At 63.6% G+C, this 23,828-nt stretch carries 22 protein-coding genes and 3 pseudogenes; 15 read left to right on the forward strand and 10 right to left on the reverse strand.

Annotated elements, in window-relative coordinates; all coding sequences use genetic code 11:
• The first annotated feature begins 80 nt into the window (after nucleotides 1–80).
• The 6 genes from RM96_RS35865 to RM96_RS35885 all read left to right on the forward strand — a co-directional run bounded on the left by RM96_RS35865 (nucleotide 81) and on the right by RM96_RS35885 (nucleotide 5,166).
• Nucleotides 81–2,375 carry a patatin-like phospholipase family protein gene (locus RM96_RS35865; RefSeq protein ID WP_039016507.1) on the forward strand — a complete coding sequence of 765 codons (2,295 nt, stop codon included), beginning with the start codon at nucleotides 81–83 and terminating at the stop codon, nucleotides 2,373–2,375.
• Nucleotides 2,376–2,618: 243 nt separating this feature from the next.
• Complete coding sequence (locus tag RM96_RS38305) at nucleotides 2,619–2,954, forward strand: ArsR/SmtB family transcription factor (RefSeq protein ID WP_082016864.1); 336 nt, start codon at nucleotides 2,619–2,621, stop codon at nucleotides 2,952–2,954.
• On the forward strand, nucleotides 2,954–3,406 hold the full coding sequence (locus RM96_RS35870) for an ArsI/CadI family heavy metal resistance metalloenzyme (protein WP_039016508.1): 453 nt from the start codon (nucleotides 2,954–2,956) through the stop codon (nucleotides 3,404–3,406). The genes RM96_RS38305 and RM96_RS35870 overlap by 1 nt, the downstream gene beginning before the upstream one ends.
• The gene (locus RM96_RS35875; protein WP_039016509.1) at nucleotides 3,403–3,921 is read left to right on the forward strand and encodes an arsenate reductase ArsC; all 519 of its coding nucleotides are present in this window, start codon (nucleotides 3,403–3,405) and stop codon (nucleotides 3,919–3,921) included. The genes RM96_RS35870 and RM96_RS35875 overlap by 4 nt, the downstream gene beginning before the upstream one ends.
• 34 nt (nucleotides 3,922–3,955) lie before the next feature.
• The gene (locus RM96_RS35880; RefSeq protein ID WP_039016548.1) at nucleotides 3,956–4,456 is read left to right on the forward strand and encodes an arsenate reductase ArsC; all 501 of its coding nucleotides are present in this window, start codon (nucleotides 3,956–3,958) and stop codon (nucleotides 4,454–4,456) included.
• Complete coding sequence (locus tag RM96_RS35885) at nucleotides 4,453–5,166, forward strand: aquaporin (protein WP_039016510.1); 714 nt, start codon at nucleotides 4,453–4,455, stop codon at nucleotides 5,164–5,166. Before RM96_RS35880 ends, RM96_RS35885 begins: the two co-directional genes overlap by 4 nt.
• Nucleotides 5,167–5,261: 95 nt before the next feature.
• On the opposite strand, the pseudogene RM96_RS35890 reads toward RM96_RS35885, so the two are convergent.
• The 4 genes and pseudogenes from RM96_RS35890 to RM96_RS35905 all read right to left on the reverse strand — a co-directional run bounded on the left by RM96_RS35890 (nucleotide 5,262) and on the right by RM96_RS35905 (nucleotide 9,306).
• Nucleotides 5,262–5,570, reverse strand: a pseudogene (locus RM96_RS35890) (acylphosphatase).
• A 37-nt stretch (nucleotides 5,571–5,607) separates the two neighbouring features.
• Complete coding sequence (locus tag RM96_RS35895; protein WP_039016511.1) at nucleotides 5,608–6,945, reverse strand: sigma-54-dependent transcriptional regulator; 1,338 nt, start codon at nucleotides 6,943–6,945, stop codon at nucleotides 5,608–5,610.
• Nucleotides 6,946–6,959: 14 nt separating this feature from the next.
• Nucleotides 6,960–8,417 carry a sensor histidine kinase gene (locus RM96_RS35900; RefSeq protein WP_039016512.1) on the reverse strand — a complete coding sequence of 486 codons (1,458 nt, stop codon included), beginning with the start codon at nucleotides 8,415–8,417 and terminating at the stop codon, nucleotides 6,960–6,962.
• A 10-nt stretch (nucleotides 8,418–8,427) separates the two neighbouring features.
• On the reverse strand, nucleotides 8,428–9,306 hold the full coding sequence (locus RM96_RS35905; protein WP_039016513.1) for a substrate-binding domain-containing protein: 879 nt from the start codon (nucleotides 9,304–9,306) through the stop codon (nucleotides 8,428–8,430).
• Nucleotides 9,307–9,479: 173 nt separating this feature from the next.
• On the opposite strand from RM96_RS35905, the gene RM96_RS35910 reads away from it, so the two are divergent.
• From RM96_RS35910 to RM96_RS35935, 6 genes and pseudogenes are all read left to right on the forward strand, one after another.
• Nucleotides 9,480–10,004 carry an arsenate reductase (azurin) small subunit gene (locus tag RM96_RS35910; RefSeq protein ID WP_039016514.1) on the forward strand — a complete coding sequence of 175 codons (525 nt, stop codon included), beginning with the start codon at nucleotides 9,480–9,482 and terminating at the stop codon, nucleotides 10,002–10,004.
• 16 nt (nucleotides 10,005–10,020) lie between these two features.
• Nucleotides 10,021–12,498, forward strand: coding sequence for an arsenate reductase (azurin) large subunit (locus RM96_RS35915; protein WP_039016515.1), 2,478 nt, complete (start codon nucleotides 10,021–10,023; stop codon nucleotides 12,496–12,498).
• A 186-nt stretch (nucleotides 12,499–12,684) separates the two neighbouring features.
• Nucleotides 12,685–12,816: pseudogene (locus RM96_RS41045) on the forward strand (GTP 3',8-cyclase MoaA); the annotation flags it as partial.
• A gap of 80 nt (nucleotides 12,817–12,896) precedes the next feature.
• A complete protein-coding gene (locus RM96_RS35925) occupies nucleotides 12,897–13,331 on the forward strand; it encodes a YeeE/YedE family protein (RefSeq protein WP_039016517.1) in 435 nt (144 codons plus the stop codon).
• A gap of 1 nt (nucleotide 13,332) precedes the next feature.
• Nucleotides 13,333–13,752 (forward strand): DUF6691 family protein, encoded by a 420-nt coding sequence (locus tag RM96_RS35930; protein ID WP_039016518.1) that lies wholly within the window; start codon nucleotides 13,333–13,335, stop codon nucleotides 13,750–13,752.
• Nucleotides 13,753–13,857: 105 nt separating this feature from the next.
• Nucleotides 13,858–14,706, forward strand: a complete 849-nt coding sequence (locus tag RM96_RS35935) for an IclR family transcriptional regulator domain-containing protein (RefSeq protein ID WP_039016519.1) — start codon at nucleotides 13,858–13,860, stop codon at nucleotides 14,704–14,706.
• A gap of 18 nt (nucleotides 14,707–14,724) precedes the next feature.
• Here RM96_RS35935 and RM96_RS35940 read toward each other — a convergent pair.
• The 3 genes and pseudogenes from RM96_RS35940 to RM96_RS35950 form a co-directional block, all read right to left on the reverse strand.
• Nucleotides 14,725–15,063 (reverse strand): annotated as a pseudogene (locus tag RM96_RS35940) (FAD-dependent oxidoreductase); the annotation flags it as partial.
• Between the two features lie 43 nt (nucleotides 15,064–15,106).
• Nucleotides 15,107–15,889, reverse strand: a complete 783-nt coding sequence (locus tag RM96_RS35945; protein ID WP_039016520.1) for a flagellar brake protein — start codon at nucleotides 15,887–15,889, stop codon at nucleotides 15,107–15,109.
• A 174-nt stretch (nucleotides 15,890–16,063) separates the two neighbouring features.
• Nucleotides 16,064–16,951: a LysR substrate-binding domain-containing protein gene (locus tag RM96_RS35950; RefSeq protein WP_039016521.1), complete on the reverse strand. Its 888-nt coding sequence runs from the start codon at nucleotides 16,949–16,951 to the stop codon at nucleotides 16,064–16,066.
• Between the two features lie 131 nt (nucleotides 16,952–17,082).
• Between RM96_RS35950 and RM96_RS35955 the strand changes: the two genes are divergently transcribed.
• On the forward strand, nucleotides 17,083–17,703 hold the full coding sequence (locus RM96_RS35955) for a LysE family translocator (RefSeq protein ID WP_039016522.1): 621 nt from the start codon (nucleotides 17,083–17,085) through the stop codon (nucleotides 17,701–17,703).
• Here RM96_RS35955 and thpR read toward each other — a convergent pair.
• From thpR to RM96_RS35970, 3 genes are read right to left on the reverse strand one after another with little or no spacing between them, the layout of a single operon-like run.
• Nucleotides 17,687–18,235, reverse strand: a complete 549-nt coding sequence (gene thpR / locus RM96_RS35960) for an RNA 2',3'-cyclic phosphodiesterase (RefSeq protein ID WP_039016523.1) — start codon at nucleotides 18,233–18,235, stop codon at nucleotides 17,687–17,689. The two genes, RM96_RS35955 and thpR, sit on opposite strands and share 17 nt — an antisense overlap.
• A gap of 27 nt (nucleotides 18,236–18,262) precedes the next feature.
• A complete protein-coding gene (locus tag RM96_RS35965) occupies nucleotides 18,263–18,802 on the reverse strand; it encodes a methylated-DNA--[protein]-cysteine S-methyltransferase (protein WP_039016524.1) in 540 nt (179 codons plus the stop codon).
• Nucleotides 18,799–20,301: a DNA-3-methyladenine glycosylase 2 family protein gene (locus RM96_RS35970; protein WP_039016525.1), complete on the reverse strand. Its 1,503-nt coding sequence runs from the start codon at nucleotides 20,299–20,301 to the stop codon at nucleotides 18,799–18,801. The genes RM96_RS35965 and RM96_RS35970 overlap by 4 nt, the downstream gene beginning before the upstream one ends.
• 162 nt (nucleotides 20,302–20,463) lie before the next feature.
• On the opposite strand from RM96_RS35970, the gene RM96_RS35975 reads away from it, so the two are divergent.
• Together RM96_RS35975 and RM96_RS35980 are read left to right on the forward strand one after the other, a co-directional pair.
• Nucleotides 20,464–23,304 carry a M16 family metallopeptidase gene (locus RM96_RS35975; RefSeq protein ID WP_039016526.1) on the forward strand — a complete coding sequence of 947 codons (2,841 nt, stop codon included), beginning with the start codon at nucleotides 20,464–20,466 and terminating at the stop codon, nucleotides 23,302–23,304.
• Between the two features lie 143 nt (nucleotides 23,305–23,447).
• Complete coding sequence (locus RM96_RS35980; protein WP_039016527.1) at nucleotides 23,448–23,822, forward strand: hypothetical protein; 375 nt, start codon at nucleotides 23,448–23,450, stop codon at nucleotides 23,820–23,822.
• Nucleotides 23,823–23,828 lie beyond the last annotated feature (6 nt).

Here is a 23,828-nt window from a genome sequence, read left to right on the forward strand (position 1 = left end):
CTGCATCCACCTGCCCGGCCGGCACCGCCCGGCCAACTCTCGCCGTGCACATGCGGCCGACCGCGGACCGGACCTGCTCCATGGACATAGCGACTCGCCCTTGCCTGCGCGCTATCTTGCTGCCAGTGGCACTGGTGCTGCTCACTCAGTGTGCCCGGGCGGCCGGCGATGTACCCGCAGCGCCAGCCGCAGGCGCTCCATTGCCCGCCAACAGCGCGCCTGCCCTGCCAGCCGTGCCCGCCGCGCAGGGGCGCCCGAAAATCTGCCTGGTCCTGTCCGGCGGCGGCGCACGCGGCGCCGCCCATATTGGCGTACTGAAGGTGCTGGAGGCCATGCGGATTCCCGTGGATTGCATCGCGGGCACCAGCATGGGCTCGCTCGTGGGCGGCGCCTACGCTTCGGGCATGACGCCGGCCGAGATGGAGAAGCTGGTGGGAGACCTGACGACGGAAAAGATCTTCAAGGAACGCCCGCCGCGCCAGGACCTGACCATCCGCCGCAAGCAGGACGACTATACCAACCTGTTCACGCCCGAGATCGGCGTACAGTCCACCGGCCTCGCACTGCCCAAAGGCGCGGTGTCGGGCGTGCAGCTGGAAACCGTGCTGCGCCAGCTGGCCCGGGTTCCCGGCTATCGCGACTTCGACAAGCTGCCGATTCCCTACCGCGCGGTCGCCACGGACCTGGTTACCGGTACCCCGGTGGTATTCAGCCAGGGCGAGCTGGCCAACGTCATGCGCGCCAGTATGTCGGTGCCGGGCGCGGTGGCACCTGCCGAGTATGAAGGCAAGCTGCTGGTGGACGGCGGCCTGACCGACAACCTGCCGGTCGACGTGGCGCGCAGGATGGGCGCCGATATCATCATCGCCGTCAACCTCGGCACGCCACTGATGAAGCGCGACGAGCTGAATTCGGTGATCGGCGTCACGGGCCAGATGCTCAACATCCTGACCGAGCAGAACGTGCGCGCCTCGCTGGCAACGCTCACGCCGCGCGATGTCCTGATCCTGCCCGAACTGGGCGACTTCTCGGCGACCGACTTCGATCACCTGACCCAGACCGTGCCCATCGGCGAGGCCGCGGCGCGCAAGGTCGCCGACCGGCTCGCGCCGCTGGCGCTGCCGCCCGCGCAATACGCGCAGCTACGCGCTGGACAGCAGACATTGCCGCCGCCCGACCTGCGGCCGGTCGACGAAATCCGCTTCGCGCCGTTGGAGCGGGTCAACCCGGACTACGCCGCCGCGGTGATGGAAACCAAGCCGCACGAGCCCATCAACCAGGCGCAGCTCGACCAGGACATGCGGCGGCTGTTCGGCACCGGCGACTTCGAGCACGTCAACTACGGCTTTCTCGAAGAGCAGGGCAAGCACATCATGGCCGTCAACGCGGTCGAGAAATCCTATGGCCCCAACTACCTGCGCTTCGGCCTTGGCCTGAGTTCGGACTTCCGCGGCGATGCTTACTTCAACCTGCTGGCCAGCTACCGGCGCACCTGGATCAATACCCTTGGCGCGGAGTGGCGCACCGACGCCCAGGTCGGGCAGACCTCGGCGCTGATCAGCGAGTTCTACCAGCCGCTGGACACCCGTCAGTTCTTTTTCATCGCGCCGCGCGTCGAGCTGGAACGCCGGCCGGTCAATATCTTCCAGGGCAGCACGCGCATCGCCACCTATGACCTGCGGCGCTTCGACGTCGCGCTGGACGTGGGCAGCCAGTTCACGAAGTACGGCGAAGCCCGGCTGGGCGTGCTGGCCGGCACCGAGCACGCGTCGCTCAGCACCGGACCGGAAAGCCTGTCGCCCGGGCCGGGCAACATCCGCCGCGGCGCCATCACCGGCCGCCTGCTGGTGGACCAGCTCGACAGCATCAACTTCCCGCGCTCCGGCTACAGCGGATCGATGAGGATCTACGCCTCGCAACCCGGGCTGGGAGCGGACCAGGCCTATGTCAAAGGCACGATTGACGGGCTTTATGCATGGTCCTCGGGCAACAACACCGTCAACCTGGCGTTCAAGGCCGGCAGCAAGATCGGCAACGACCCGTTGCCACGCTACGACCTGTTCCAATGGGGCGGCTTCCTGCAGCAGTCGGGCTACAGCACGGGTCAGTTGCTGGGCGGCAATCTGCAGTTCGCGCGCCTGGTCTACTACAACAAGCTGGTGCGGCAGACGCTGCTCGAGGGCGTCTATGCGGGCTTTTCGCTGGAAGCCGGTCGCGTCGGTGATCAGCTGGTGCCGGGCAACCCGACCGGCCTGCTCAAATCCGGCTCGATCTTCCTTGCGCTGGACAGCCCGGTCGGCCCGTTCTACCTCGCCTACGGACGTGCTGCCGGCGGCAGCTACAGCTTCTACTTATTCCTTGGCAAGCCGAACTAGCGGGATATCGGCTCAATGTAGCTCATGGATCCCCCACCAACGTTGTATGTAATGTCTTAATTCAAATGTATATACTTTTCCTGTCGCCAAGACCCCCGTCTTGACTGACGCCCCCTTACCCGTCGCCGTCCAACGGCGACATTTTTTTGAGCGGGACTTGCTGTTCTGCTGAAAACAGTTCCGCCACTCGCTGTCATCAAACCTTCGCTTGCGATGGTTCGTTATTTCGCATATCGTGGAAATATGGAAACGAACAAAGCCATTGCCGCGCTTGCAGCACTTGCCGCCGCCTCACGTCTTGAGGTCTACCGCCTCCTCGTGCGTGCCGGGCCAGAGGGTATGTCTGCGGGACGCATCGCCGAAGCGACGAATACGCCGCCGTCATCACTTTCTTTCCATCTGAAAGAGCTGGCGCATGCTGGCCTGGTAACTTCGCGACAGGAAAGCCGATTCGTTATCTATTCGGCCAACTACCCCACCATGAATGAGCTCCTTGGATTTCTCACCGAGAACTGCTGTCAAGGGGAACCTTGCGCTGTGGTGCCGGCGAGCGAATGCACTACTTGCGGAGACAAGTGATGAAACGACTGCACGTTCACGTATCCGTCGAGAACCTGGCCGAGAGCATCCGCTTCTACTCTGCGCTCTTCGCCAGCGAGCCGACTGTCACCAAGGATGACTACGCGAAATGGATGCTGGATGACCCGCGCGTCAACTTCGCGATTTCCATGCGTGGCCGCGAGGCTGGCTTGGACCACCTCGGTGTCCAGGTCGAGTCCGAAGAGGAACTCAACGAAATGCAGACGCGACTCGCCAATGCGGAGCTTCCGATGGAAGCACAGATTGGCACCAACTGCTGCTATGCCAAGTCGGACAAATATTGGACTGTAGACCCCCAGGGCATCGCGTGGGAGTCGTATCACACGCTGGATTCCATCCCCACCTTCGGCGAATCGCGCCCCGAGGAAAGCGCCTCTGCTTGCTGCGCTCCGACGCCAACCACCATCATCTTCCGAAGCCGCAACAAATGAGCAAAGACACCTATAACGTTCTCTTTCTCTGCACGGGTAATACTTCGCGCAGCATCATGTCCGAAGCGCTTTTGGCGACGATGGGCCATGGCCGCTTCAAGACGTTCAGCGCAGGCAGCCAGCCGTCCGGTAAGGTGAATCCGTTCGCAATCGAGCAGGTTAAAAAGACGGGCTATGACCTGTCGAACCTGCGCAGCAAATCATGGGATGAATTCGCCAAAGCGGATGCGCCGCACATGGACTTCATCATCACGGTTTGCGACCAAGCTGCAGGCGAAGTCTGTCCATTCTGGCCTGGCCATCCATCGTCCGCCCACTGGGGATTCTATGACCCCGCCGCTGTCGGGGGTCCGGACGAAACAAAGCGTGCAGCGTTCGAGCAGGTCTTCCAGCAGATTAAGTACCGCGTCGAGGCGTTCCTCCAGGTGCCACTTGAAGACCTCGATGAGACTGCCATTCGGACTGAACTGCAAAGGGTTGGCGACATCGATGTCGCTGGCATCGGTGCGGCCTGATAACAGTGACCTGCCTACCCACGCGAGTTTCAACATGAGCGACAAGGCTTACAACGTACTGTTTCTTTGCACCGGCAATTCAGCGCGCAGCGTGCTGGCCGAGGTTCAGTTGAATGCTCTCGGGGGCGGGCGATTCAAAGCCTACTCGGCTGGCAGTCACCCGAAGGGAGAAATCCATCCCTTGACGCTCCAGCTCCTGACACAGATGGGACTTCCCACTGTGGGACTTCGAAGCAAGTCGTGGAGTGAATTTGCCACTTCGGATGCGCCGGTGATGGACTTCGTGTTCACCGTGTGTGACCAGGCCGCTGGCGAGCAGTGCCCGGTTTGGCCAGGGCAGCCCATCACTGCGCACTGGGGCGTTCCAGACCCGGCCGCTGTCGACGGCTCGGAGGACACAAGGAAGCGTGCGTTCAAGGACGCGGCAGCGCCTCTCCGCAAGAGGCTTGACCTGTTCAAGAACTTGCCACTCGCGTCGCTCGACCGCCTTGCGGTGAAACAGAAAGTGACCGACATCGGGAACGTAAAGCCATGAGATTGCGGCATGCCGTAGTTGCAGAGTTCCTGGGCTCCGCACTCCTTCTCGCCACCGTTGTTGGCTCCGGCATCATGGGCGAGAAGCTCGCCGGCGGCAATGTCGGGATTGCACTGCTCGCCAATACGCTGGCGACCGGCGCGGGGCTTGTGGCGCTCATCGCCACCTTTATTAATATCTCGGGCGCACACTTCAATCCCCTTGTGACGCTTGCCGAGGTCTGCCTCGGCAAGCTGCGCTGGAACCACGCTGGCGCCTATGTCATCGCGCAAGGTCTCGGCGCAATCGCCGGGGTGCTGGCTGCTCACGGCATGTTCGACCTGCCCTTGCTAGAGGTGTCGGCGCATGTGCGCACCGGCCCATCACAATGGTGGAGCGAGGTGGTTGCGTCGTTCGGCTTGCTCACGGTCATTCTGAATGTGGCGAAGCGGCGAATGGAGTTTGTCCCGGTCGCGGTCGGTGGCTATATCACGGCGGCCTACTGGTTCACGGCGTCGACGTCGTTCGCTAACCCCACAGTCACTATCGCTCGCTCGTTCACTGACACGTTCGCAGGAATCCGACCGGTCGATGCCCCTGGCTTCATCGTCAGTGAACTGGTGGGCGGCGCCCTGGCCGTTCTCCTGTTCCTTTGGTTCGAGCGCTTGCATAGCTCGCCACGGAGCGCGACCGAGGCTGTCAACGAACAGGGTGCGCAGACGCCTTCGTGAGGTGGCCGCCCGAAGCCGAACTCCGTGAAGTGCCACGGCGCCACCGCCACTCGACGGCACACGCGCGCGCTCTCGGCCGCAGCGCTTGCCTGCCCTCACAAGGTAGGCAAGCGCCCGAAACTGTCGAAGCGCGCAAACGGTGGCTGCACTTCGGTAACTTCGAGCTCTTCCACCAGCGCTGCTGACATACCTTCGCTCAACTAGGCGCACATGTCGGCGAGCTGCTCGGGCGACCCCTGCAACATTGCCTCCACGGATTCGTCCATACGGTTGCGAACCCACCCTGTGACACCAAGCCCCTGGGCATGATGCACGCACGCCTCGCGATAGCCGATACCCTGGACACGACCATGGACGCGTACTAGCCGCGTCTCAAGCATTCCGTCGTTTCTATCCGTTTGCATGAGAGCTCTCCTGGCTGAGCAGCCAAGGCATAGCGCCTCAGTGAAGCAGCCCGGCTGCAATTGCATGTTTGCGCATCTTCTCCCAGAGGCTCTTCCGGGAAATGCCTAGCGCATGGGCTGTCTCAGAAATGTGCCCTTGGTGCTGTAGAAGTGCCGCGCGGATGAATGCGCTTTCGCATGCAGCCATGTACCCGTCGAGTGGCGTGTCCACGTCCACTACCGCCGTGGCCGGGGCCCCGTCCTCTTCGAATACATCGGACGAGAAAAGCATGTTCTGCGGACTGACAATGCACGCGCGCTCAAGGCGGTTCTGCAGCTCTCGAACATTCCCCGGCCAACCATAGGTCGCTAGCCGTGCCTCCGCCGACGGATGAAATAGCTTTGTCGGCTCGCCGAGCCGGCTGGCAATATCGCGCACAAAGCGATGGGCGAGCCAGAGAACATCGTCGGGCCGGTCGCGCAATGCGGGTACACGCAGCTGAAAGATGTTGATTCGGTAAAACAGGTCCTCGCGAAACTTCCCAAAGCTGACCAACTCGGCGAGGTCTCGATTGGTGGCGCAGATTAGGCGGAAGTTAGTTTCAACCTCTTTCTCGCCACCGACCCTCGTGACGCGGGGTTCTTGCAACGCCCGCAACAGTTTCACCTGCATAGAAAGCGGCAGGTCACCTATCTCATCAAGGAAGAGCGTTCCACCTTCGGCCTGTTCGAAGTATCCCTTCTTCTGGCGCCCCGCGCCCGTGAAGGCACCTCGCTCGTAGCCAAAGAATTCGGACTCAAGAAGCGTCTCTGGCACTGCGCCACAATTCACGGCAACAAATGGGGTCGCATCGCCCGGCGCATGTCGATGAATGAATCGCGCCAGCACCTCTTTGCCAACACCCGATTCTCCAGTAATCAGAATCGATTTCGCACGGCCTGCAACACGCGGCACCATGTCGGCAAGGCGCCGCATCGCTTCGGAAACGCCAAGCTCGCTCTGCGCCGGCATCGCCTGGTCTGGGATTGCAGTACCTGTCAACAGCCGGACCTTCTCCACCAGCGCACCAATGTCGAACGGCTTGGTGATGTAGTCAGCAGCACCATTCTTCAGAAGAGTGACAGCCGTTTCGACGGACGCGTAGGCAGTAATAAAGACAAACGGCGGCTGCGAGGTACGTGCGGCCATCGAGCGTGCAAACAGGTTCTCTCCCGAGATGTCTGGCAGACGAATATCACTGATGACGGCCTGATATGGACGAGTCTGCAAGGCACTCAAGGCGGATTCACCGTTGGTGTGCCAGTCCACATCGAAGCCCTCCAGACGGAACCTGTCCGCCAAGGACTCCCCCATGATGGGGTCGTCTTCGACGACGCAGATTAGGGTAGTAGACATGATGAACTCCTGCTCTATCGAGCGGCCAACGGCAGCATCACTACAAAGAACGTCCGGCCTGGTTCACTCTCGACGGCGATGGTGCCGCCGAGCTGAGTGGCAATTTGGTAGCTGACCCACAAACCCAGCCCGTATGAACGCCGTTCTTCACCTTCCCATGCCGAACTGAATGGCTCAAACAAATGTTCCATTGCAACGCCCGCAATGTATTGCCCGGTGTTCGATACCGCTATCTGGAGCTCCGCTGGATGTGCCGAAACGCTGACGTCGACCCGACCGCCATGCTCTACGGCTTTCGCGGCATTCAGCAGCAAGTTGAGAACCAGTTGTCGGACCAAATGGGCCGGCAACGCGACGGCCTTCGTTTGCTGCACTTCCCAGTTGAACTCTGCTTGCTTTGCATGTATCTGCGGCGCTATTAACAGTCTCAGGTCCTGCCAGTCGGACGGACTCATTGCAGGAGAGTCCAGCCGAGCCTCCACCAGCAGCGCCGCAACGGTGGACCGTATTTGGCCCAACCCTCGCTCAAGGAGCCCCAAGGTTCTCTTGGTCTGGGCGTCTGGTGTACCGTGCGTGTTGAGCGTGTCGATGGCATTGAGCATACCGCCCAGTGGATTGTTAATTTCGTGGGCAATACCTGCCGCGACCCTCCCAACGGCCGCCAGCCTTTCGGAGACAACAACCTCACGCTCCAACGCCTGCTTCTGAGCCAATTCTCCAAGCATGGCCTGGAACTGGTGACCCAACTGGCCTATCTCATCGTTGCCCCGCACAGTCATCTCGGCGCCAACCTTCTCCGCCGGCTCCTTGCCAATCCGAGCCATTGCCGATGCAAGCCGCAGAAGAGGTTTCGCCATCCGGTCACCCCACAGCCAACCCAGCGGTATGAGCAACAACAACGCTGGAATAGTGGCCACCCCCAGTTTGACCAGCGTTGAGCGGATACGGCCATAGAGAATATTGGCGTCGTAGACCAACACAACATATCCCAGACGTCCCCCGTCATCTGAATTCACCGGCATGCCTGCCGTCACGTCATGGGTCGCAAGTAGTCCCGGAAAATTGAAGTAGAAGCGGTCGCCAGCCGAACGCAAATGTGAGAGAACGTCGTCGTATTCGGCGGGTAGTTGGGCGACGTTTGTCTGGATGGGGGCCTTCCGGGGAGATGTCGATGCGTATACGCGCCCTTGAGCGTCGAAGAGCGCGATTTCCTTGAGCGGGTTGGACGAGTCCTTGACCGCGACCGGTGTATGGATAACTTCGAAAGCTCGCCATACGTCGTCCTTGACCATCGGGTCACGAACCGACAGCGTAAGCACGCGACAAAGATTCTGTGCGCCGTTCTCCAAGTCCTTCCGCGCGTCGGATAGTGCAAGGCTGACGAGAGCGGCGGTCACCAGAAGTTCGGTAAGCAGGATGACGGCGCTCAACGCCAGTGGAATCTTGTAGCGGTAACTGAGATTGGAAAACATCTGCGGGCGCCTACCTTGGCCCAGCGTCCAAAATCCGGACTAGCCCGCGAATGCTGTCGAACACGCTGTCGGCACCTTCCACGAAGCCGTCGAGGTTCAATTGCTGAAGAATGTCGCGCCCTTCCGGTCGTTCCTTCATGCCGACGAGCGCCCCCTGAATGCGGCGAAACGTTTCTTCGTCGAGGTTCGTGCGTGCCACAATCGGCGGGAAGCCGTACTGCGGAGAACGCCACGCCACCTTTACGTCTCGGGTGCGGTCGGGATATCGCCTGTCAATCGTGTCGTAGACGTATCCATCTATTTCACCGCCATCCGCCAGTCCAGAACTCACCGCATCGACCACCTTCCGGTGCGCATAGGTAAAGAAGGCCTTCCTGAAGAATGCGCTTGGCCGTATGCCTGCCCGAATCAGCTCCGTGGTAGGCACCAGGAAGCCTGAGTTCGACTGCGGGTCGCTGAACGCGAACACACGATTCCGAAGTTGCGTGATATGCGTGGTATGGACGTCGCCCTTGGGAACAATTAGATAGGAGCGATAAAGCGGTTGCCCCTGGTAGTCTGGTATCGCCATCAACCGCATGGTCTGCTGATGCGTGACGTAGGGGTAGCCGCAGACCCATGCGACTTCGAGGCGATTCGCAGCCAATAGCTCGTGTATTTCACGGTAGTTATTGCGCTGCACAAACCTCACGTTGGCACCGCAAACGCTCCCGAGTTCTTTGGCCCAACGTGCCAGCAGACTGATTTCGTTATCCAGGAAGACGGCCGTGGTGCCGAACGCAATCGATGGACGTTCGTCGCCTGAGGCGAACCTGAAGGCTGAGAGGAGCGGCAAGCTCAGCGCAGAACGGAGAAGCCGCCGTCGACCGATGTTAAGAATTGGTGACATAACGGCTCACTCCCCCTCACGAACCGTTACTGGACGGTAACGGCGCCCAGCGACTCCGCGTCCACATTTCCCTGCACACGAGCCTGCCGACCGCCATTGAGCCGGGTGGCACAGGTCTTGCCACGCAATCGATGCTAGCGACTAGGCAAGCAAGATTCAAGCAAGGAGGGAACATGTCCGAACTCAAATTCGACCGCCGGACGTTCTTGAAGCTGGGAGGCACCTCCGTTGCCGCCTCCGCTGCGTGTGCATTTGCGCCTACCGCAGCGGAAGCCGCCACACCGGTCGACACAAGCAAGACCAAGCTCCCGTATCCGAGAAAGACTCTGACGCAACTCGGGCGGATGGCGCCCAATACCCCAGTCTCCTTCACCTATCCGGACGCCGCTTCGCCCTGCATCGCTGTCAAACTCGGCAGCCGCGTCCCAGGTGGTGTCGGCCCGGAAGGTGACATCGTTGCCTACAGCGCGATGTGCACCCATATGGGATGCCCTGTGGCATACGAACCTGCCACAAAGACATTCAAGTGCCCGTGCCATTACAGCATCTTTGATGCGGAAAAAGCCGGACAAATGGTTGCCGGCCAGGCCACCGAAAATCTGCCCCGGGTGAGGCTCACCTATGACGAGAAATCTGGAACGGTGTCAGCTGTCGGCTTGGAAGGCCTGATATACGGCCGCCAGGCCAACATCCTTTGAGTTCGAGGAGCTGAAAATGGCTACCGAAAAGGACCGCATCGTGCTGCCGCCGGTCACGGCCAAGCGGACAAACATGACCTGCCACTTCTGCATCGTTGGGTGTGGGTATCACGTTTACAAGTGGCCGGAGGACCAGGAAGGAGGGCGCGCTCCGAACCAGAATGCGCTCGGACTTGATTATCGCAAGCAGCTGCCGCCGCTCACGATTGTCATGACGCCCGCGATGGAGAATGTCATCACCGAACGTGACGGCTCGCGCCACACCATCATGATTGTCCCGGACAAGAGCTGCGTTGTGAACAGCGGACTCAGCTCGACGCGAGGCGGCAAGATGGCAACCTATATGTATGCCCCAGACGGGCTCACGAAGGACCGCCTCAAGAATCCACGTGTCTATCTGAGCGACCAATGGGTCGATACGACCTGGGACCAGGCATTGGCCCTTTATGCCGGCCTGATGAAGAAGGTGCTCGACAAGGATGGTCCAAATGGCATTGTCTTTTCTGCCTTTGACCATGGTGGTGCGGGTGGTGGATTCGAGAACACGTGGGGTTCGGGCAAGCTGATGTTCACAGCGCTGCAGACCCCGATGGTCCGCATCCACAACAGGCCGGCGTACAACTCCGAATGCCATGCCACTCGTGAGATGGGCATTGGAGAACTGAACAACTCATACGAGGACGCCGAACTCGCCGACGTCATCTGGTCCATTGGCGCCAACTCGTACGAAACGCAAACGAACTACTTCCTGAACCATTGGGTGCCAAATCTCAATGGAACGACGGCTGACAAGAAGAGGAAGTGGTTCCCTGGAGAAGCGACGCCAAAGACAAAAGTCGTGTTCGTTGACCCGAGACGCACTCCGACCATCGCGGTAGCCGAAAAGGTGGCAGGGAAGGACAACGTGCTGCACCTGGACATCCAGCCGGGGACGGATATCGCGTTGTTCAATGGCCTCTTCACGTACGTCGTCCAGCAGGGCTGGATTGACCGCGAGTTCATTGCCGCCCACACGAGCGGGTTCGATGCGGCGGTACAGGCCAACAAGTTGTCCCTTGAAGATTGCAGCAAAATCACCGGCGTGCCTGTTGAGAAGATTCGAACGGCTGCCGAATGGTCGTACAAGCCAAAGGCTTCGGGTCAGATGCCGAGGACGATGCACACCTATGAAAAGGGCATCATCTGGGGCAACGACAACTATCTGATTCAGTCCTCCCTCGTGGACCTTGCGCTCGCGACGCACAATGTCGGACGGCGAGGGACCGGCTGCGTTCGTATGGGCGGTCACCAGGAAGGCTACACCCGGCCTCCGTACCCCGGTGACAAGAAGATATACATTGACCAGGAACTCATCCACGGCAAAGGCCGGATGATGACGTGGTGGGCCTGCAATAACTTCCAGACAAGCAACAACGCTCAGCAGTTGCGCGAAGTCGTCCTGCGCAGGTCGCAAATAGTCAAGGACGCGATGCAGCGCGCCCGTGGCGTGACCACCGAGCAAATGGTCGACGTTATTTATGATGCGAGTGGCAAGGGTGGGCTGTTTGTCGCGAGCATCAACCTCTACCCGACCAAGCTCGAAGAGGCTGCACATCTGATGTTGCCTGCAGCACATCCTGGTGAAATGAATCTGACCTCCATGAATGGCGAACGGCGTATGCGGCTCTCCGAACGGTTCATGGACCCGCCTGGAACTGCACTGCCCGACTGCATCATCGCGGCACGCATCGCCAACACGCTGCGCGACATGTACCGCAAGGATGGCAACGCGAAGATGGCGGCCCGGTTTGAAGGCTTTGACTGGAAGACTGAGGAGGACGCGTTCAACGATGGCTTCCGCAAAGCTGGACAGCCGGGAGCTGGGAAGATTGACAGCCAGGGCGGCGATACGGGCAATCTGGTGACTTATGAACGGTTGCGTGTCATGGCCAACAACGGTGTGCAGCTACCGGCGAAGGCGTGGGAAGGGGGAAAGCTGGTCGGCACAGAGATGATGTATATGGACGGCAAGTTCGACACGCCGGACGGCAAGGCACAGTTCAAGGCATCACCATGGCCAGGTCTACCGAAGCTCATAGCCGACCAGAAGGCGAAGTACCGCTTCTGGATTAACAATGGCCGCACGAACGAAGTATGGCAAACGGTCTATCACGACCAGTACAACGACTTCGTCCGCACGCGAGACCCGATGGCATATATCGAAATGAACCCGGAAGACGCGCAGCAACTTGGGATTGCTGCGGGGGACATCGTCGAGGTCTTCAACGACTTCGGGTCCACCTATGCAATGGCTTATCCGGCTGCCGAAATCAAGCATGACCAGACGTTCATGGTGTTCGGCCACGTCAACGGCATCCAGGATAACGTCACGACGACATGGACGGACCGCAACATCGTTCCTTACTACAAGGGCACGTGGGCGAACGTTCGACGCGTGGGGCCGATGGACGACTACAAGCAAACGGTGAGCTTCAAGAGCCGCCGCTTCACATAGGCGGCGGAGGGCCGGCGCGTTGCCGGCCCACTTCCCATGCCAGGCGTGTGCCACTGAACACGACAGATAGGTGGCGCGATGAAAGCGCTTGGGCACGTGATTCCTCTGATGGATGTCACTGCCCTCCACCTTACAGAGAACTACGTCCGCACCGCAGATGTCACCGCTGTCGCATTGCCGGTTCAGGACACGCGGCCTCGGCCGTTGCGAGACTTACGCATTCCGGTGACAGACCACCGTAACTTCCGCAGCATCTACTGCATGCCAAAGGAGGTTTTCGGCAAGGACTCCCCCTTCCTGCCCCGAGCTGAGTTGCTCATCCTCATGAATCCGCACGCCACCGCTCCTATAATGCCGGCCTGACATCACCCCCCCGCAGCACCGCCTGCGGAACCTCCATGCAAATCGATTTCACGCATTTCACGCCCTGGCTGTCGCTCGCCGGCGGCCTGGTCATCGGCGTGGCCGCGGCCGTGCTGGTGCTGTTCAACGGTCGCATTGCCGGCATCAGCGGCATCCTCGGCGGCCTGCTGACGCGCCCGCATGGCGATACCCGCTGGCGCGTGGCTTTCCTCGCCGGCCTGCTGGCGGCGCCAGTCCTGGCGACGGCGCTGGGTGTAATGCCTGCCCCGCAGATTGATGCCAGCTGGGCGGAGGTGCTGGTGGCGGGGCTGCTGGTGGGCGTCGGCACGCGCTATGCCAGCGGCTGCACCAGCGGGCACGGCGTGTGCGGGATTTCGCGCGGGTCGGTACGGTCGCTGGTGGCAACCGCCACCTTTATGGCGACCGGGTTCCTGACCGTGCTGGTGCAACGCCACCTGCTGGGAGGCTGACATGGCAGCCTTCATTGCCCTGCAGGCCGGCTTTGCCTTTGGTATCGGCCTGATCGTCTCCGGCATGGCCAACCCGGCCAAGGTGCTCGGCTTTCTCGACCTTGCTGGCAGCTGGGATCCGTCGCTGGCTTTCGTCATGGGCGGAGCGGTCTTGATCGGTACGATCGCTTTTGCCCTTGCACGGCGTAGGCAGCGTTCGTGGCTCGGCCTGCCGATGCAGCTGCCGGCCAGTACCACGGTTACGCTGCGGCTGGTGCTCGGCAGTGCCGCGTTCGGCGTGGGCTGGGGCCTGGCGGGCTTCTGCCCGGGCCCGGCACTGGTGGCGCTGGGCGCGGGTTACGCCAAGGCGTGGGGCTTTGTCGGGGCCATGCTGGCCGGCATGGCGCTCTTCGAAGTGGCGGAGCGGACACGCCGCAAGTAGCGGGGCGCATGGGGGCATCGCCAACGCGATAAGGCAAAAAGCTGGCCCGCCGGGCCAAGGCGGTTTAAGATTGCGCGATTATCGAACAGCGATCCCTCTTCCCCAATGGATGCTCCCCGCCCCATCAGCATCGGCCAGGCCCAGGCCGATTCCGTCCGCGTTGCCAGGCCGCAGTCTGACCTGCTGGGCAGCTTCGCCGGCGATCCCAACTTCATGCTGTCGCTGGCGCGGGGGCTGACCGTGCTGGAAGCATTCTCCGAGCGTAAGCGCCCGCTCACTATCTCGCAGGTGGCGCAGCGCACGCAGTTGTCGCGCGCGTCGGTGCGGCGCTGCCTCTATACGCTCGAACAGCTGGGCTATGTCAGCCAGCAGGACGGCCAGTTCGCGCTGCGCCCGCGCGTACTGCATCTGGGGCATGCGTATTTCTCGTCGACCTCGCTGGTGTCGCTGGCCCAGCCGATCCTGGACAACCTGAGCGCGCGCATCCACGAGACCTCGGCGCTGGCCATCCTGGACGGCACGGACATCCTTTACCTGGTTCGCTCGGAAGTGCAGCGGGTACTCACCTACTCGCTTGGCATGGGCAGCCGGTTGCCGGCCTACTGCACCTCGAACGGCCGCCTCCTGCTGGCGCACCAGCCGGCATCGGTGCTCGACGGCTTCTTCGAGCACGCCGACCTGCGCCCCCGCACGCTGCAGACCAAGGTCTCGCGCCAGGAGCTGGAAACCTGCTTTGCGCGGGCCAGGGAGCTGGATTACGTGGTAGTCGACGAGGAGCTGGAGCCCGGCCTGCGCGCGATTGCGGTGCCGGTGCGCTCGGCCTCGGGCATCGTGCTGGCCGGCATCAGCGTCAGCGTGCGCGCGGCCAAGGTGTCGGAAGCGGAGATGATCTCGCGGCTGCTGCCGCCGATGCGCGAAGCCGCAACGGCCATTGGCCGCCTGATCGCGTCCTGACGGCCCAGCGCCGTCCTGTCAGCCTCGCAGGCGCGCGGGGCCGAGCATGGCCGCGGTCAGGCCGAAATCCGCAATGCGTTGCGGCAGCGGCCGCCCCTGTACCAGCGCGGCGCAGGCTTCGCCCATGGCGGCCGAGGTCTGGATGCCGTAGCCGCCCTGCGCGGCCACCCAGAAAAAGCCTTCCACCTCCGGATCGAATCCGCCCACCAGGTCGCCGTCGGCGACGAACGAACGCAGGCCGGCCCAGGCCCGCGTCGGGCGGCGGATGCTCAGCGAAGTCATGGCTTCGACATTGTGGATGCCGGTGGCGATATCCAGCGCTCCGGGCTGCACATTGCGCGGGAGCACCGGGGTCGCCCGGCCGGCACGACCGGACAGGGGAGCGGGCAAGTAGCGTAACTCAGCCCCGGTGCGCGAGTTCCAGCGCGAATACGAGCCGTTGCAGGAAGTTCTCCATGCGGCCGTCGGCGTTCACGAAGGCGCACCCGTAGTGATGGATCGCGTTGTCATCGTGGCCGACCAGCCAGTGGCCCACCACCTGCATGTCGACCTCCAGCTTGCCCAGTTCGCGGAAATCCAGCCGGCACTTGCCGACCATGGTGCCCACCGGCAGTTGCTCGGCATCCACTGCCTTGGATCGCAGGCCGACACCCGACAGCGACAGGTCGGCGATATCGAGCAGCAGCACGCCGTTGTCGGGCTTGCGGATCTCGCAGCGGTAGCCCTTGGTCAACAGCGTGCGCGCGCGGAAGTGGCGGCGGCGCTGGAAGTGATACAGCTTTTCGGGAAACTCGACGACAAAGGCGGGACCTTCCTCGAAGCGCGTGGCTCCCGGCCTGCCCACCATGAAATTGACCGGCACGCCGCGCAGCAATCCGGAGAAGGCGTTCTCGTCCGAGGTCATCAGCGATTGCCGCTCGGCGTCGGCCTTGCACCAGTCGAACACGAAGGTCCGGTTGACCGGATCGACCTGCAGGATCGAGGTCACGAACTGATGACCGGTGCGCGTGCGCACCGTGATCATGCACTTCTGCCACGACAGGTCCCGCAGCACGGTGCCGATCTGCGAGTTATGGGTCAGCCGGTAGCGCTCGTCCGAGTGCGAAGCGCCGGTATCGGCATCGCTTTCGTCGTGCGGGCCGGGCTCGGCCTTTGGGGGCTCGGAGGAATCTTGGAAACTCATGAATTCACGCTACGTCAGGAATGGCGGTTTGCCGCGGGTCGGGGGGGCCGGTGTGCAGTCGCGCGCGCATGTTAAGCGCACGCCGCGGCGCACGGCAAGACTCATGGGTTGGCCTTCGGCATTTTGTGGCAGAACTTGAGCACAGACTTCCGGGGGGTAGCGTTCAGGCCGGTTTCAGGCGGGGCCTTCGCCTGGCACCGCAAGCGATGCCTGCGCCTCTTCGCGCAGCCATGCCAGCAGCGCCTGGCGCCGCGCATCGTGCTCGAACGGCGTGGGTGACAGCAGATGGTAGGACGTGCCGTCGGGCACGAAACCCAGCGGCGCCACCAGCCGGCCATCGGCGATCTCGTCGACTGCCATCAAGCGTGAAGCCAGCGCGCAGCCAAGGCCCGCCGCCGCGGCCTGCAGGCTCAGGTAGAAGTGCTCGAACCAGGCGTCGCCGCCAAAGGGGTCCCGGTTGCCGGTGGCGGCTGCCCAGCGCTGCCACGCGTCCGGGCGCGAGCGCGTGTGCAGGCGGTCGAGTGCGGCGAAGGGTTGCGCGGGCGCGCCGGCCACGCCCGGCCGACACACGGGACCGACCCATTCCTGCGCCACCTCGCGCGCATGCAGTTGCACCCCGAAGTGGAAATCATTGCGGCGCAGCGCCAGGTCGGCGCCGCTGCGCGCGAAATCGATCGGCCCGCCGGCAGCCATCAAGTGCAGGGGAATGTCCGGATGCCGGGCGGTGAAGCGCGGCAGCCGCGGAATCAGCCAGCGCATGGCAATGGTGGGTTCGCACGACAGCACCAGCGCCTGGGCCGCGGGCTGCGTGCGGATGCGGGAGGCGGCGCCAGCCAGCATCTCCATCGACTGCGTCGCGGCCGCATAGAGCGTGCGCCCGGCCCCGGTCAGGAAAACCCCGCGGTTGCGCCGCTCGAACAAGGCCACGCCCAGCGTTTCCTCCAGCTGCCGGATCTGGCGGCTCACCGCGCCATGGGTCAGGTGCAGTTCGTCGGCAGCGCGGACAAAGCTCTCATGGCGGGCCGCGGCCTCGAAGAAACGGATCCAGCCAAGCCAGTGCATCTGTCAGTTTTTCTTACGAATTTCGGGGAGTATATATCGGTTGCCGGTCTGTGGAACGTCTCGCAGAATTGGGTACGCTTTCCACTCACGGAGAGCACTTCTCCATGAAACGATACGTTTACTGACACGAAATGAGCCCTATCGCCGAATTGCTGGCCGTTGCCACGATTACCGTCCTTGCCGTCATCAGCCCGGGCCCGGATTTCGCCATGGTGACCCGCAACAGCTATGTGTTCGGCCGCAAGACCGGGCTGCTGAGTGCGCTGGGGATCGCACTGGGCGTGCAGGTGCACGTGTTCTATACGATGTTCGGGGTGGCGATCCTGATGCAGCACGCGCATGGCCTGCTGACGATCGTGAAGGGGCTGGGGGCGGTCTACCTGGTGTGGATCGGCATTCAGACTTTCCGCAACCGGGCGCAGTTGGCGGTGGACCTAGCTGTGCCGGCCATGTCGCCGATGGCCGCACTGCGCATGGGCTTCCTGACCAACGCGCTGAATCCCAAGACCACGTTATTTGTGGTCAGCACGTACACGCAGGTGGTGAATGTCCATACGCCGCTGCCGGTGCAGTTCGGCTATGGGCTCTTCATGTCATTCGCACACCTGGCCTGGTTCGGCCTGATCGCGTGCTTCTTCAGCGCGCCGGCGCTGCGCGCGGCCATGCTGCGTCGCCAGCGCCTGCTGGATCGCGCCATCGGCTCGGCCTTGTGCGGGCTAGGCGTGGCGTTGGGGTTCAGCAATCTGGCGTAATGAGCGGGACGGCCTGGCTGACCAGGTGTTGCGCACCGCGCGGGCCGAGGCGGCTTTCGAACAGGATGAAGCGGTCGACCTGCCAGGCCGGCGTCGACAACTCACGGTGCGCAGCCAGCCAGTCGCGCACCACGCCTTCGGGCACCGAGGGGCGGCACCGTGCCACGGTCAGATGCGGATGGAAACGACGGCGCTCGGGCGCGATGCCGACATCGGCCAGCGCCTGCCCGATGTCGGCATAGAGCGTGTCCAGTGCAGGATTCGCCGCGATGCCCGCCCACAGCACGCAGCCCTGCCCGCCGCGGAAACGGCCGGCCCCTTCGACGGCCATGGCGAATGCAGGTGCCCGAATGCCGGCCAGCGCCTGTGCCACGCGCGCGGAAAGCGCGTCGTCGCACTCGCCGAGAAAGCGCAGCGTCAGGTGGACCTGTTCGGCAGGCACGGGGCGAATACCTCCGCCGGACGGCACGGTCAGCAGCAACCGCGCCGTCACCTCGGACGGTGTCTCCAGGGCAATGAAGAGGCGCGTCATCGCGCAGGGCCGCGCCGGTGCGGCCCGCTATGCGAAGGCCAGCGCCGACTGTTGCATGATCGGCAGATGCACTGCCGCTGCAGTGCCTTCCAGCCGCAGCAAGGCGCGCTTGCGATCGGTGCCGCCGGCATAGCCGGTCAGGTCGCCGCTTGCGCCCAGCACGCGATGGCATGGCACCATCACCGACAGCGGATTGCGCCCCACCGCGCCGCCGATCGCGCGGGCATGCGTGGGCGGAAGTCCGATGCTCGCCGCCAGCTCGCCATACGAGACCGTGGCACCGAAGGGGATCGCGCGCAATGCCTCCCATACGCGGTTCTGGAATGCGCTGCCGGCGAACCGCATCGGCACGCAGAAGGTTTCGCGCTCGCCGGCAAAATACTCGGCCAGCTCTTCGGCGGCCTGCCGGAACACGCGCGCGGCAGCCTCCGGCGGACGTTCATCGTCGAAATCGGCGCCGCCAGGGTAGTACTTCTGGCCCTCGAAATAGACGCCGGTCAGGGCATTGCCCTCGGCGCGCAGCAGTATGGCGCCCAGCGGGCTGTCAATCAGGCGATAGCTTGTCATGTCGTGACCTCGGAATCCGTGGGTGTCATCGCGTCGCCTTTCAGCGCTTCGTAACGATGCCACAAGTGGATGGCCGCATAGGCGCGCCACGGCGCCCATTGTGCGGTCCGTTCATTCATCGCGCGCACGGTGCTCACGCCCAGCACCTTGCGCAAGGCATAGTCGGTGCCGGGGAACGCGTCGGGCCATCCCAGCGCGCGCATGGCGACGTACTGTGCGGTCCAGTCGCCGATGCCTTCGATGTCGCGCAGCGCTGCGACGGTTTCTTCCGGTGGCGCGTGCGGCTCCAGCGCGAGCGTACCGCTTGCGACTCGCTCCGCCAGCGCACGCAGGGTGCGGGCCTTGCCCGGAGGCACGCCCGCCGCGCGCATGGCTTCCGGCGGCAGCGCGGCGATGGCGGCAGCATTCGGAAAGGTGCGGCACAGCGTGGCTGGCGACTGCGATGACGGCGTGACGGTCTGGGGGTCGATCGCTTCGCCTGCCACCTCGGCCAGCCGCGCCAGGATCCGGCGCGCGTGCACCACCGAGATCAACTGGCCGACCACTGCGCGCACGGCAATCTCGAAGCCGTCGACGCTGCCGGGCAGCCGCATGCCGGGCACCGGCAGCGCCAGCTCGCCAAGATGGCGGTCCACCACGTCTGGCCGGCAGCCCAGATCGCATAGCCGGCGCACCTTGCCCAGCGCCTGGGGAATCACGTGCGCCAGCGAGGCGGACAACGTCACGCGCAATACCAGCCGTTTGGCAATGTGTTCGATGCGCACCCAGCCCAGGTGCGCGCGCCCGCCGCTTTCGACGGACAGTGTGCGCGCGTAGCTGCCATGGCGAATCTCCTCGATGCCGTCGACGGCCCGCGTCGCCAGGAACCGCAGCAATGCATCCCATGCCAGCGGCGGACGATAGCCCAGCTCAAACACCAGCCGGTCGGCCACGCCGTCCGCGGCGCGCTTGCGCATCGCCATTGGCGTCAGCCCGTAGCGTGTCTTCAATACGTCATTGAAGCGGCGTACGCTGCCAAAGCCAGCAGCAAGGGCAACTTCGGTCACCGGCAAGGCGGTGTCGGTCAGCAGCCGCTTGGCGAGCAGCAGGCGCTGGGTCTGCACGTACTCCATCACCGACACGCCGAACTGCGCGTCGAAGAGACGCCGCAGGTGCCGCTCGGTCACACCGATGCGTTCGGCCAGTCGGGCCACGCCCGCGTCGGCCATGAAGCCTTCGTCGATCATGGCGGCGGCGGCCTGCGCCAGCCGCCCCGAGATATCGGCCAGGCCATGGCCCGGCGCCAGCTCCGGCCGGCACCGGAGGCAAGGCCGGAATCCCTGCTTCTCGGCGGCGGCGGCCGTCTCGTAGAAGCTGCAGTTCTCGCGTTTGGGCGTGCGTACGGCGCACACCGGACGGCAGTACACGCCGGTCGACGACACGCCGACGAAGAAGCGTCCGTCGAAGCGGCGGTCGTGCGACGCCACGGCCTTGTAGCAGGTGTCGGGATCGAGTTTCATGTACGCATGCTAACGCTTTGTACGCCGGCGCACCCGCTGGAATCGGACATACGCCTCGGACCCGTCCGCAGGGCCTGCAACGGCGGTTTTTCGGCATGAGGGACGGATAGAATCACCATACAGGCGGCATACTGTCCGCGCAAAAGCAAACCCGGAGACCTCATGCGCCGTCCCTTCACGCGTCTGTCACTGATCGCTTCACTGACGTGTTCGCTGGCTGGCTCGCTATCCCTTGTCATCCCTGCTGCCGTGGCCGCTCCCGTGGCGCCGGCAACGGCTGCCGTTGCAGCTGCAACCGCAACCGCAACCGAAGTCACCTCCGTCGAAGGCATCACCGAATACCGCCTGCCCAACGGGCTGCGCATCGTGCTGGCGCCCGACGCCGCCAAGGCCACCACCACGGTCAACATGACCTACCTGGTGGGCAGCCGGCAAGAGAACTATGGTGAGACCGGCATGGCGCACCTGCTGGAACACCTGATGTTCAAGGGCACGCCGTCGTTCCCGGGTAAGACCATCCCGACCGAGTTCGCGCGCCGCGGCATGTCGTCGAACGGCACCACCGCGCAGGACCGTACCAACTTCTTCGAGACCTTCACCGCCAGTGACGACAACCTCGACTGGGCGTTGCGGATGGAAGCGGACCGCATGGTCAACAGCTTCATCTCCCGCGCCGATCTCGACAGCGAAATGACAGTCGTGCGCAACGAGATGGAGATGGGCGAGAACAGCCCGGGGCGCATGCTGATGCAGCAGACCATGTCGGCCGCCTACCGCTGGCACAACTACGCCCATGCGCCGATCGGCGCGCGCAGCGATGTCGAGCAGGTCGGCATCGGGAACCTGCAGGCGTTCTATCGCCGCTACTACCAGCCCGACAATGCGGTGCTGGTGGTGGCCGGCAAGCTCGATCCCGCACAGACGCTGGCACGCATCGAGCGATACTTCGGCCAGATCCCGCGGCCCGCGCGCGTGCTGCCGCCCGAGCATACGATCGAACCGCCGCAGGAAGGCGCGCGCGAACTGGTCGTGATGCGCCCGGGCGACAGCAGCCTGGTGGCCGCGCAATACCATGTCAGCCCCGGCGCCCACGCCGATACCACCGCGCTGTCGCTGCTGACCATCATCCTCGGCGACACGCCGGGCGGGCGCCTGTACAAGGCACTGGTGGAACAGAAGAAGGCCACGTCGGTCGGCACGGCCTTCTATTCGATGAAGGATCCGGGCGCACTGCTGTTCATGGCCGAGACGGCCAGGGACCAGCCGCTCGCGCCGGCGCGCGCAGCGCTGCTCACGCAGATCGAAGGCTTTGCCGAGGCGCCGGTTACGGAATCCGAACTGGAACGCGCCCGCGTGCGCATGCGCAATGCCTACGAGCAGTACATGAATGATCCGGGCGCGCTCGGCATCGCCCTGTCGGAAGCCATCGCCAAGGGCGACTGGCGGCTGTTCCTGATTGCGCGCGACCGCATCGAGACGACTACCGTCGAGGACGTACAGCGCGTCGCGCTGAATTACTTCCAGCCATCCAACCGCACGGTGGGCTTGTTCATTCCCGCCGATCAGCCGCCGCGCGCAACGATTCCCGTCGCGCCTGACGTCGCCGCGCTGGTGAAGGGCTACCAGGGCAAGCCGGCGCTTGCCGCGGTGCCGCCCTTCGATCCGAGCCCGGCCAATATCGAGGCCCACACCCAACGCCATACGCTCGCCAACGGCATGCAGCTGGCGCTGCTGCCCAAGCCCACGCGCGGCGACGTGGTCGACGGCGTGCTGATCCTGCGCATGGGCGATGTGCAGAGCCTGCAGGGCCTGGCCACGGTCGGCAGCCTGACGGCATCGATGCTCAAGCGCGGCGCCGGCACGCTGGACCGCCAGCAGATCGCCGACCGGATCGAAGCGCTGAAGGCCAGCGTCAGTATTGGCGGAGGTTCCGAGCGCGTCACGGTGAGCTTCGAAACGCGCCGCGCGCAGCTGCCTGAACTGCTCGCGCTGCTGCGCGACCTGCTGCGCGCGCCGACCTTCCCGGAGAAGGAATTCGAAACGCTGCGCACGACCAGTATCGCGGGCATCGAAAGCATGCAGCGCCAGCCCGGCGTGCTGGCCGCCAACGCGCTGGGGCGCCACGGCGACCCCTATCCGGTTGGCGACCCGCGCCATGCGCCGACGTTTGATGAAAGCATCGAGGCGCTGAAAGCTGCAAAGCTCGAAGCGGTGCGAGACTTCCATGCCCGCTTCTATGGCGCCGGCAATGCGCAGTTGAGCCTGGTGGGTGATTTCGATGCGGACGCGGTGCTTGCGCAGAGCGGCCAGCTGTTCGGCGACTGGACTGCACAGCAGCCGTACGCGCGCGTCGACCGGCCTTTCGTGCCGATTGCGGCCGCCGACTTCACGCTGGCGACGCCGGGCAAGGCCAACGCGGTGTATGTGGCCGCCGAGCCGATCGACCTGACCAGCGAGGCGCCCGACTACGCCCTGCTGCTGATCGCGAACCGCGTGTTCGGCGGCGCCAGCCTGCGCAGCCGGCTGGCAGACCGGTTGCGCCAGAAGGAGGGCATCAGCTACGGCACGTCGAGCTGGGTCCAGGTCGGCGCGCTCGACCGGGCCGGGCGCTTCGGGCTGCAGGCGCAGTATGCACCGCAGAACCTGCCGCGTTTGCAGCGCGCGGTGTCGGAAGAACTCGCGCGTTTCGTGCGCGACGGCATCACCCGCGAGGAACTGGCCGAAGCCGTCAGCGGCATCCTGCAGCAGGGCATCGTCAGCCGCAGCAGCGACAGCGCACTGGCCGACACCCTGGCCAACCAGTTGTTCCTGGGTCGCACCATGGCATTCACCGCCGAACTGGAAGCGCGCCTGCGCAGCGCGACGCCCGAAGCGGTCAATGAGGCGATTCGCAAGTACGTCAGCCCGGCGGGCTTGTCGCAGGTCTATGCTGGAGACTTCGGCAAAGCCCCTGCGCAAGACGCCACGTCGGCCGGCGGCGAGGCCCCGGCGGCACGTCCATGATCAGCGGAAGCTAGCGAGAAGGAGGCTGAAGCAAGGGAATGCAGGGAAATCGGGGAAAGCGGCGCTGGCTAGTGGCACAGCCCTTGCCGCGACCCTTCGTTGACTGTATATTCGTACAGTATAAGTCGATATAAGAGGTGTGGATGTCAATCGTGCGAGCTGGCAGCAAGGCGGAAGCGCTCAGGCTTCTCGCCTCGGAAGGTGTGCTGGCGCTTGAGCTGGACTACGAGACCGGATGGCAGGATGCCGTCGAGCTCGGCAGGCTCGGAGAGAAGCGCGGTATCAAGGTGCAATATCGCGGACAGGAGAGCATCGCGGTCCGCTCACGGGAAGCCCTGATCGAAGGGCTGGCCAAACCCAAGGGAACATTCCGGCAACGCAATCTTTACTGCCAGTTCGATCTCGGCACGCTGGCGGATCATGAATTGCTGGATCTCGAGGCCAAGGCCACGCGGCTCGGGGACTACATTCTGGCAGGGCATCTCCTGCGCGACGTGGATGGCGTCTGGCCGCAATAGCGGCCT

Source organism: Cupriavidus sp. IDO, assembly GCF_000812465.1.
Classification (GTDB): domain Bacteria; phylum Pseudomonadota; class Gammaproteobacteria; order Burkholderiales; family Burkholderiaceae; genus Cupriavidus.

Excerpts from the sequence above, each read along its gene's own strand:
- RM96_RS35930 (WP_039016518.1), top strand. The coding sequence starts at position 13,333 with ATGGCAGCCTTCATTGCCCTGCAGGCCGGCTTTGCCTTTGGTATCGGC.
- RM96_RS35910 (WP_039016514.1), top strand. The coding sequence starts at position 9,480 with ATGTCCGAACTCAAATTCGACCGCCGGACGTTCTTGAAGCTGGGAGGC.
- thpR (WP_039016523.1), bottom strand. The coding sequence starts at position 18,235 with ATGACGCGCCTCTTCATTGCCCTGGAGACACCGTCCGAGGTGACGGCG.
- RM96_RS35870 (WP_039016508.1), top strand. The coding sequence starts at position 2,954 with ATGAAACGACTGCACGTTCACGTATCCGTCGAGAACCTGGCCGAGAGC.
- RM96_RS35970 (WP_039016525.1), bottom strand. The coding sequence starts at position 20,301 with ATGAAACTCGATCCCGACACCTGCTACAAGGCCGTGGCGTCGCACGAC.
- RM96_RS35865 (WP_039016507.1), top strand. The coding sequence starts at position 81 with ATGGACATAGCGACTCGCCCTTGCCTGCGCGCTATCTTGCTGCCAGTG.
- RM96_RS35925 (WP_039016517.1), top strand. The coding sequence starts at position 12,897 with ATGCAAATCGATTTCACGCATTTCACGCCCTGGCTGTCGCTCGCCGGC.
- RM96_RS35975 (WP_039016526.1), top strand. The coding sequence starts at position 20,464 with ATGCGCCGTCCCTTCACGCGTCTGTCACTGATCGCTTCACTGACGTGT.
- RM96_RS38305 (WP_082016864.1), top strand. The coding sequence starts at position 2,619 with ATGGAAACGAACAAAGCCATTGCCGCGCTTGCAGCACTTGCCGCCGCC.
- RM96_RS35895 (WP_039016511.1), bottom strand. The coding sequence starts at position 6,945 with ATGTCTACTACCCTAATCTGCGTCGTCGAAGACGACCCCATCATGGGG.
- RM96_RS35935 (WP_039016519.1), top strand. The coding sequence starts at position 13,858 with ATGGATGCTCCCCGCCCCATCAGCATCGGCCAGGCCCAGGCCGATTCC.
- RM96_RS35875 (WP_039016509.1), top strand. The coding sequence starts at position 3,403 with ATGAGCAAAGACACCTATAACGTTCTCTTTCTCTGCACGGGTAATACT.
- RM96_RS35880 (WP_039016548.1), top strand. The coding sequence starts at position 3,956 with ATGAGCGACAAGGCTTACAACGTACTGTTTCTTTGCACCGGCAATTCA.
- RM96_RS35965 (WP_039016524.1), bottom strand. The coding sequence starts at position 18,802 with ATGACAAGCTATCGCCTGATTGACAGCCCGCTGGGCGCCATACTGCTG.
- RM96_RS35905 (WP_039016513.1), bottom strand. The coding sequence starts at position 9,306 with ATGTCACCAATTCTTAACATCGGTCGACGGCGGCTTCTCCGTTCTGCG.
- RM96_RS35885 (WP_039016510.1), top strand. The coding sequence starts at position 4,453 with ATGAGATTGCGGCATGCCGTAGTTGCAGAGTTCCTGGGCTCCGCACTC.
- RM96_RS35900 (WP_039016512.1), bottom strand. The coding sequence starts at position 8,417 with ATGTTTTCCAATCTCAGTTACCGCTACAAGATTCCACTGGCGTTGAGC.
- RM96_RS35915 (WP_039016515.1), top strand. The coding sequence starts at position 10,021 with ATGGCTACCGAAAAGGACCGCATCGTGCTGCCGCCGGTCACGGCCAAG.
- RM96_RS35955 (WP_039016522.1), top strand. The coding sequence starts at position 17,083 with ATGAGCCCTATCGCCGAATTGCTGGCCGTTGCCACGATTACCGTCCTT.
- RM96_RS35980 (WP_039016527.1), top strand. The coding sequence starts at position 23,448 with ATGTCAATCGTGCGAGCTGGCAGCAAGGCGGAAGCGCTCAGGCTTCTC.
- RM96_RS35950 (WP_039016521.1), bottom strand. The coding sequence starts at position 16,951 with ATGCACTGGCTTGGCTGGATCCGTTTCTTCGAGGCCGCGGCCCGCCAT.
- RM96_RS35945 (WP_039016520.1), bottom strand. The coding sequence starts at position 15,889 with ATGAGTTTCCAAGATTCCTCCGAGCCCCCAAAGGCCGAGCCCGGCCCG.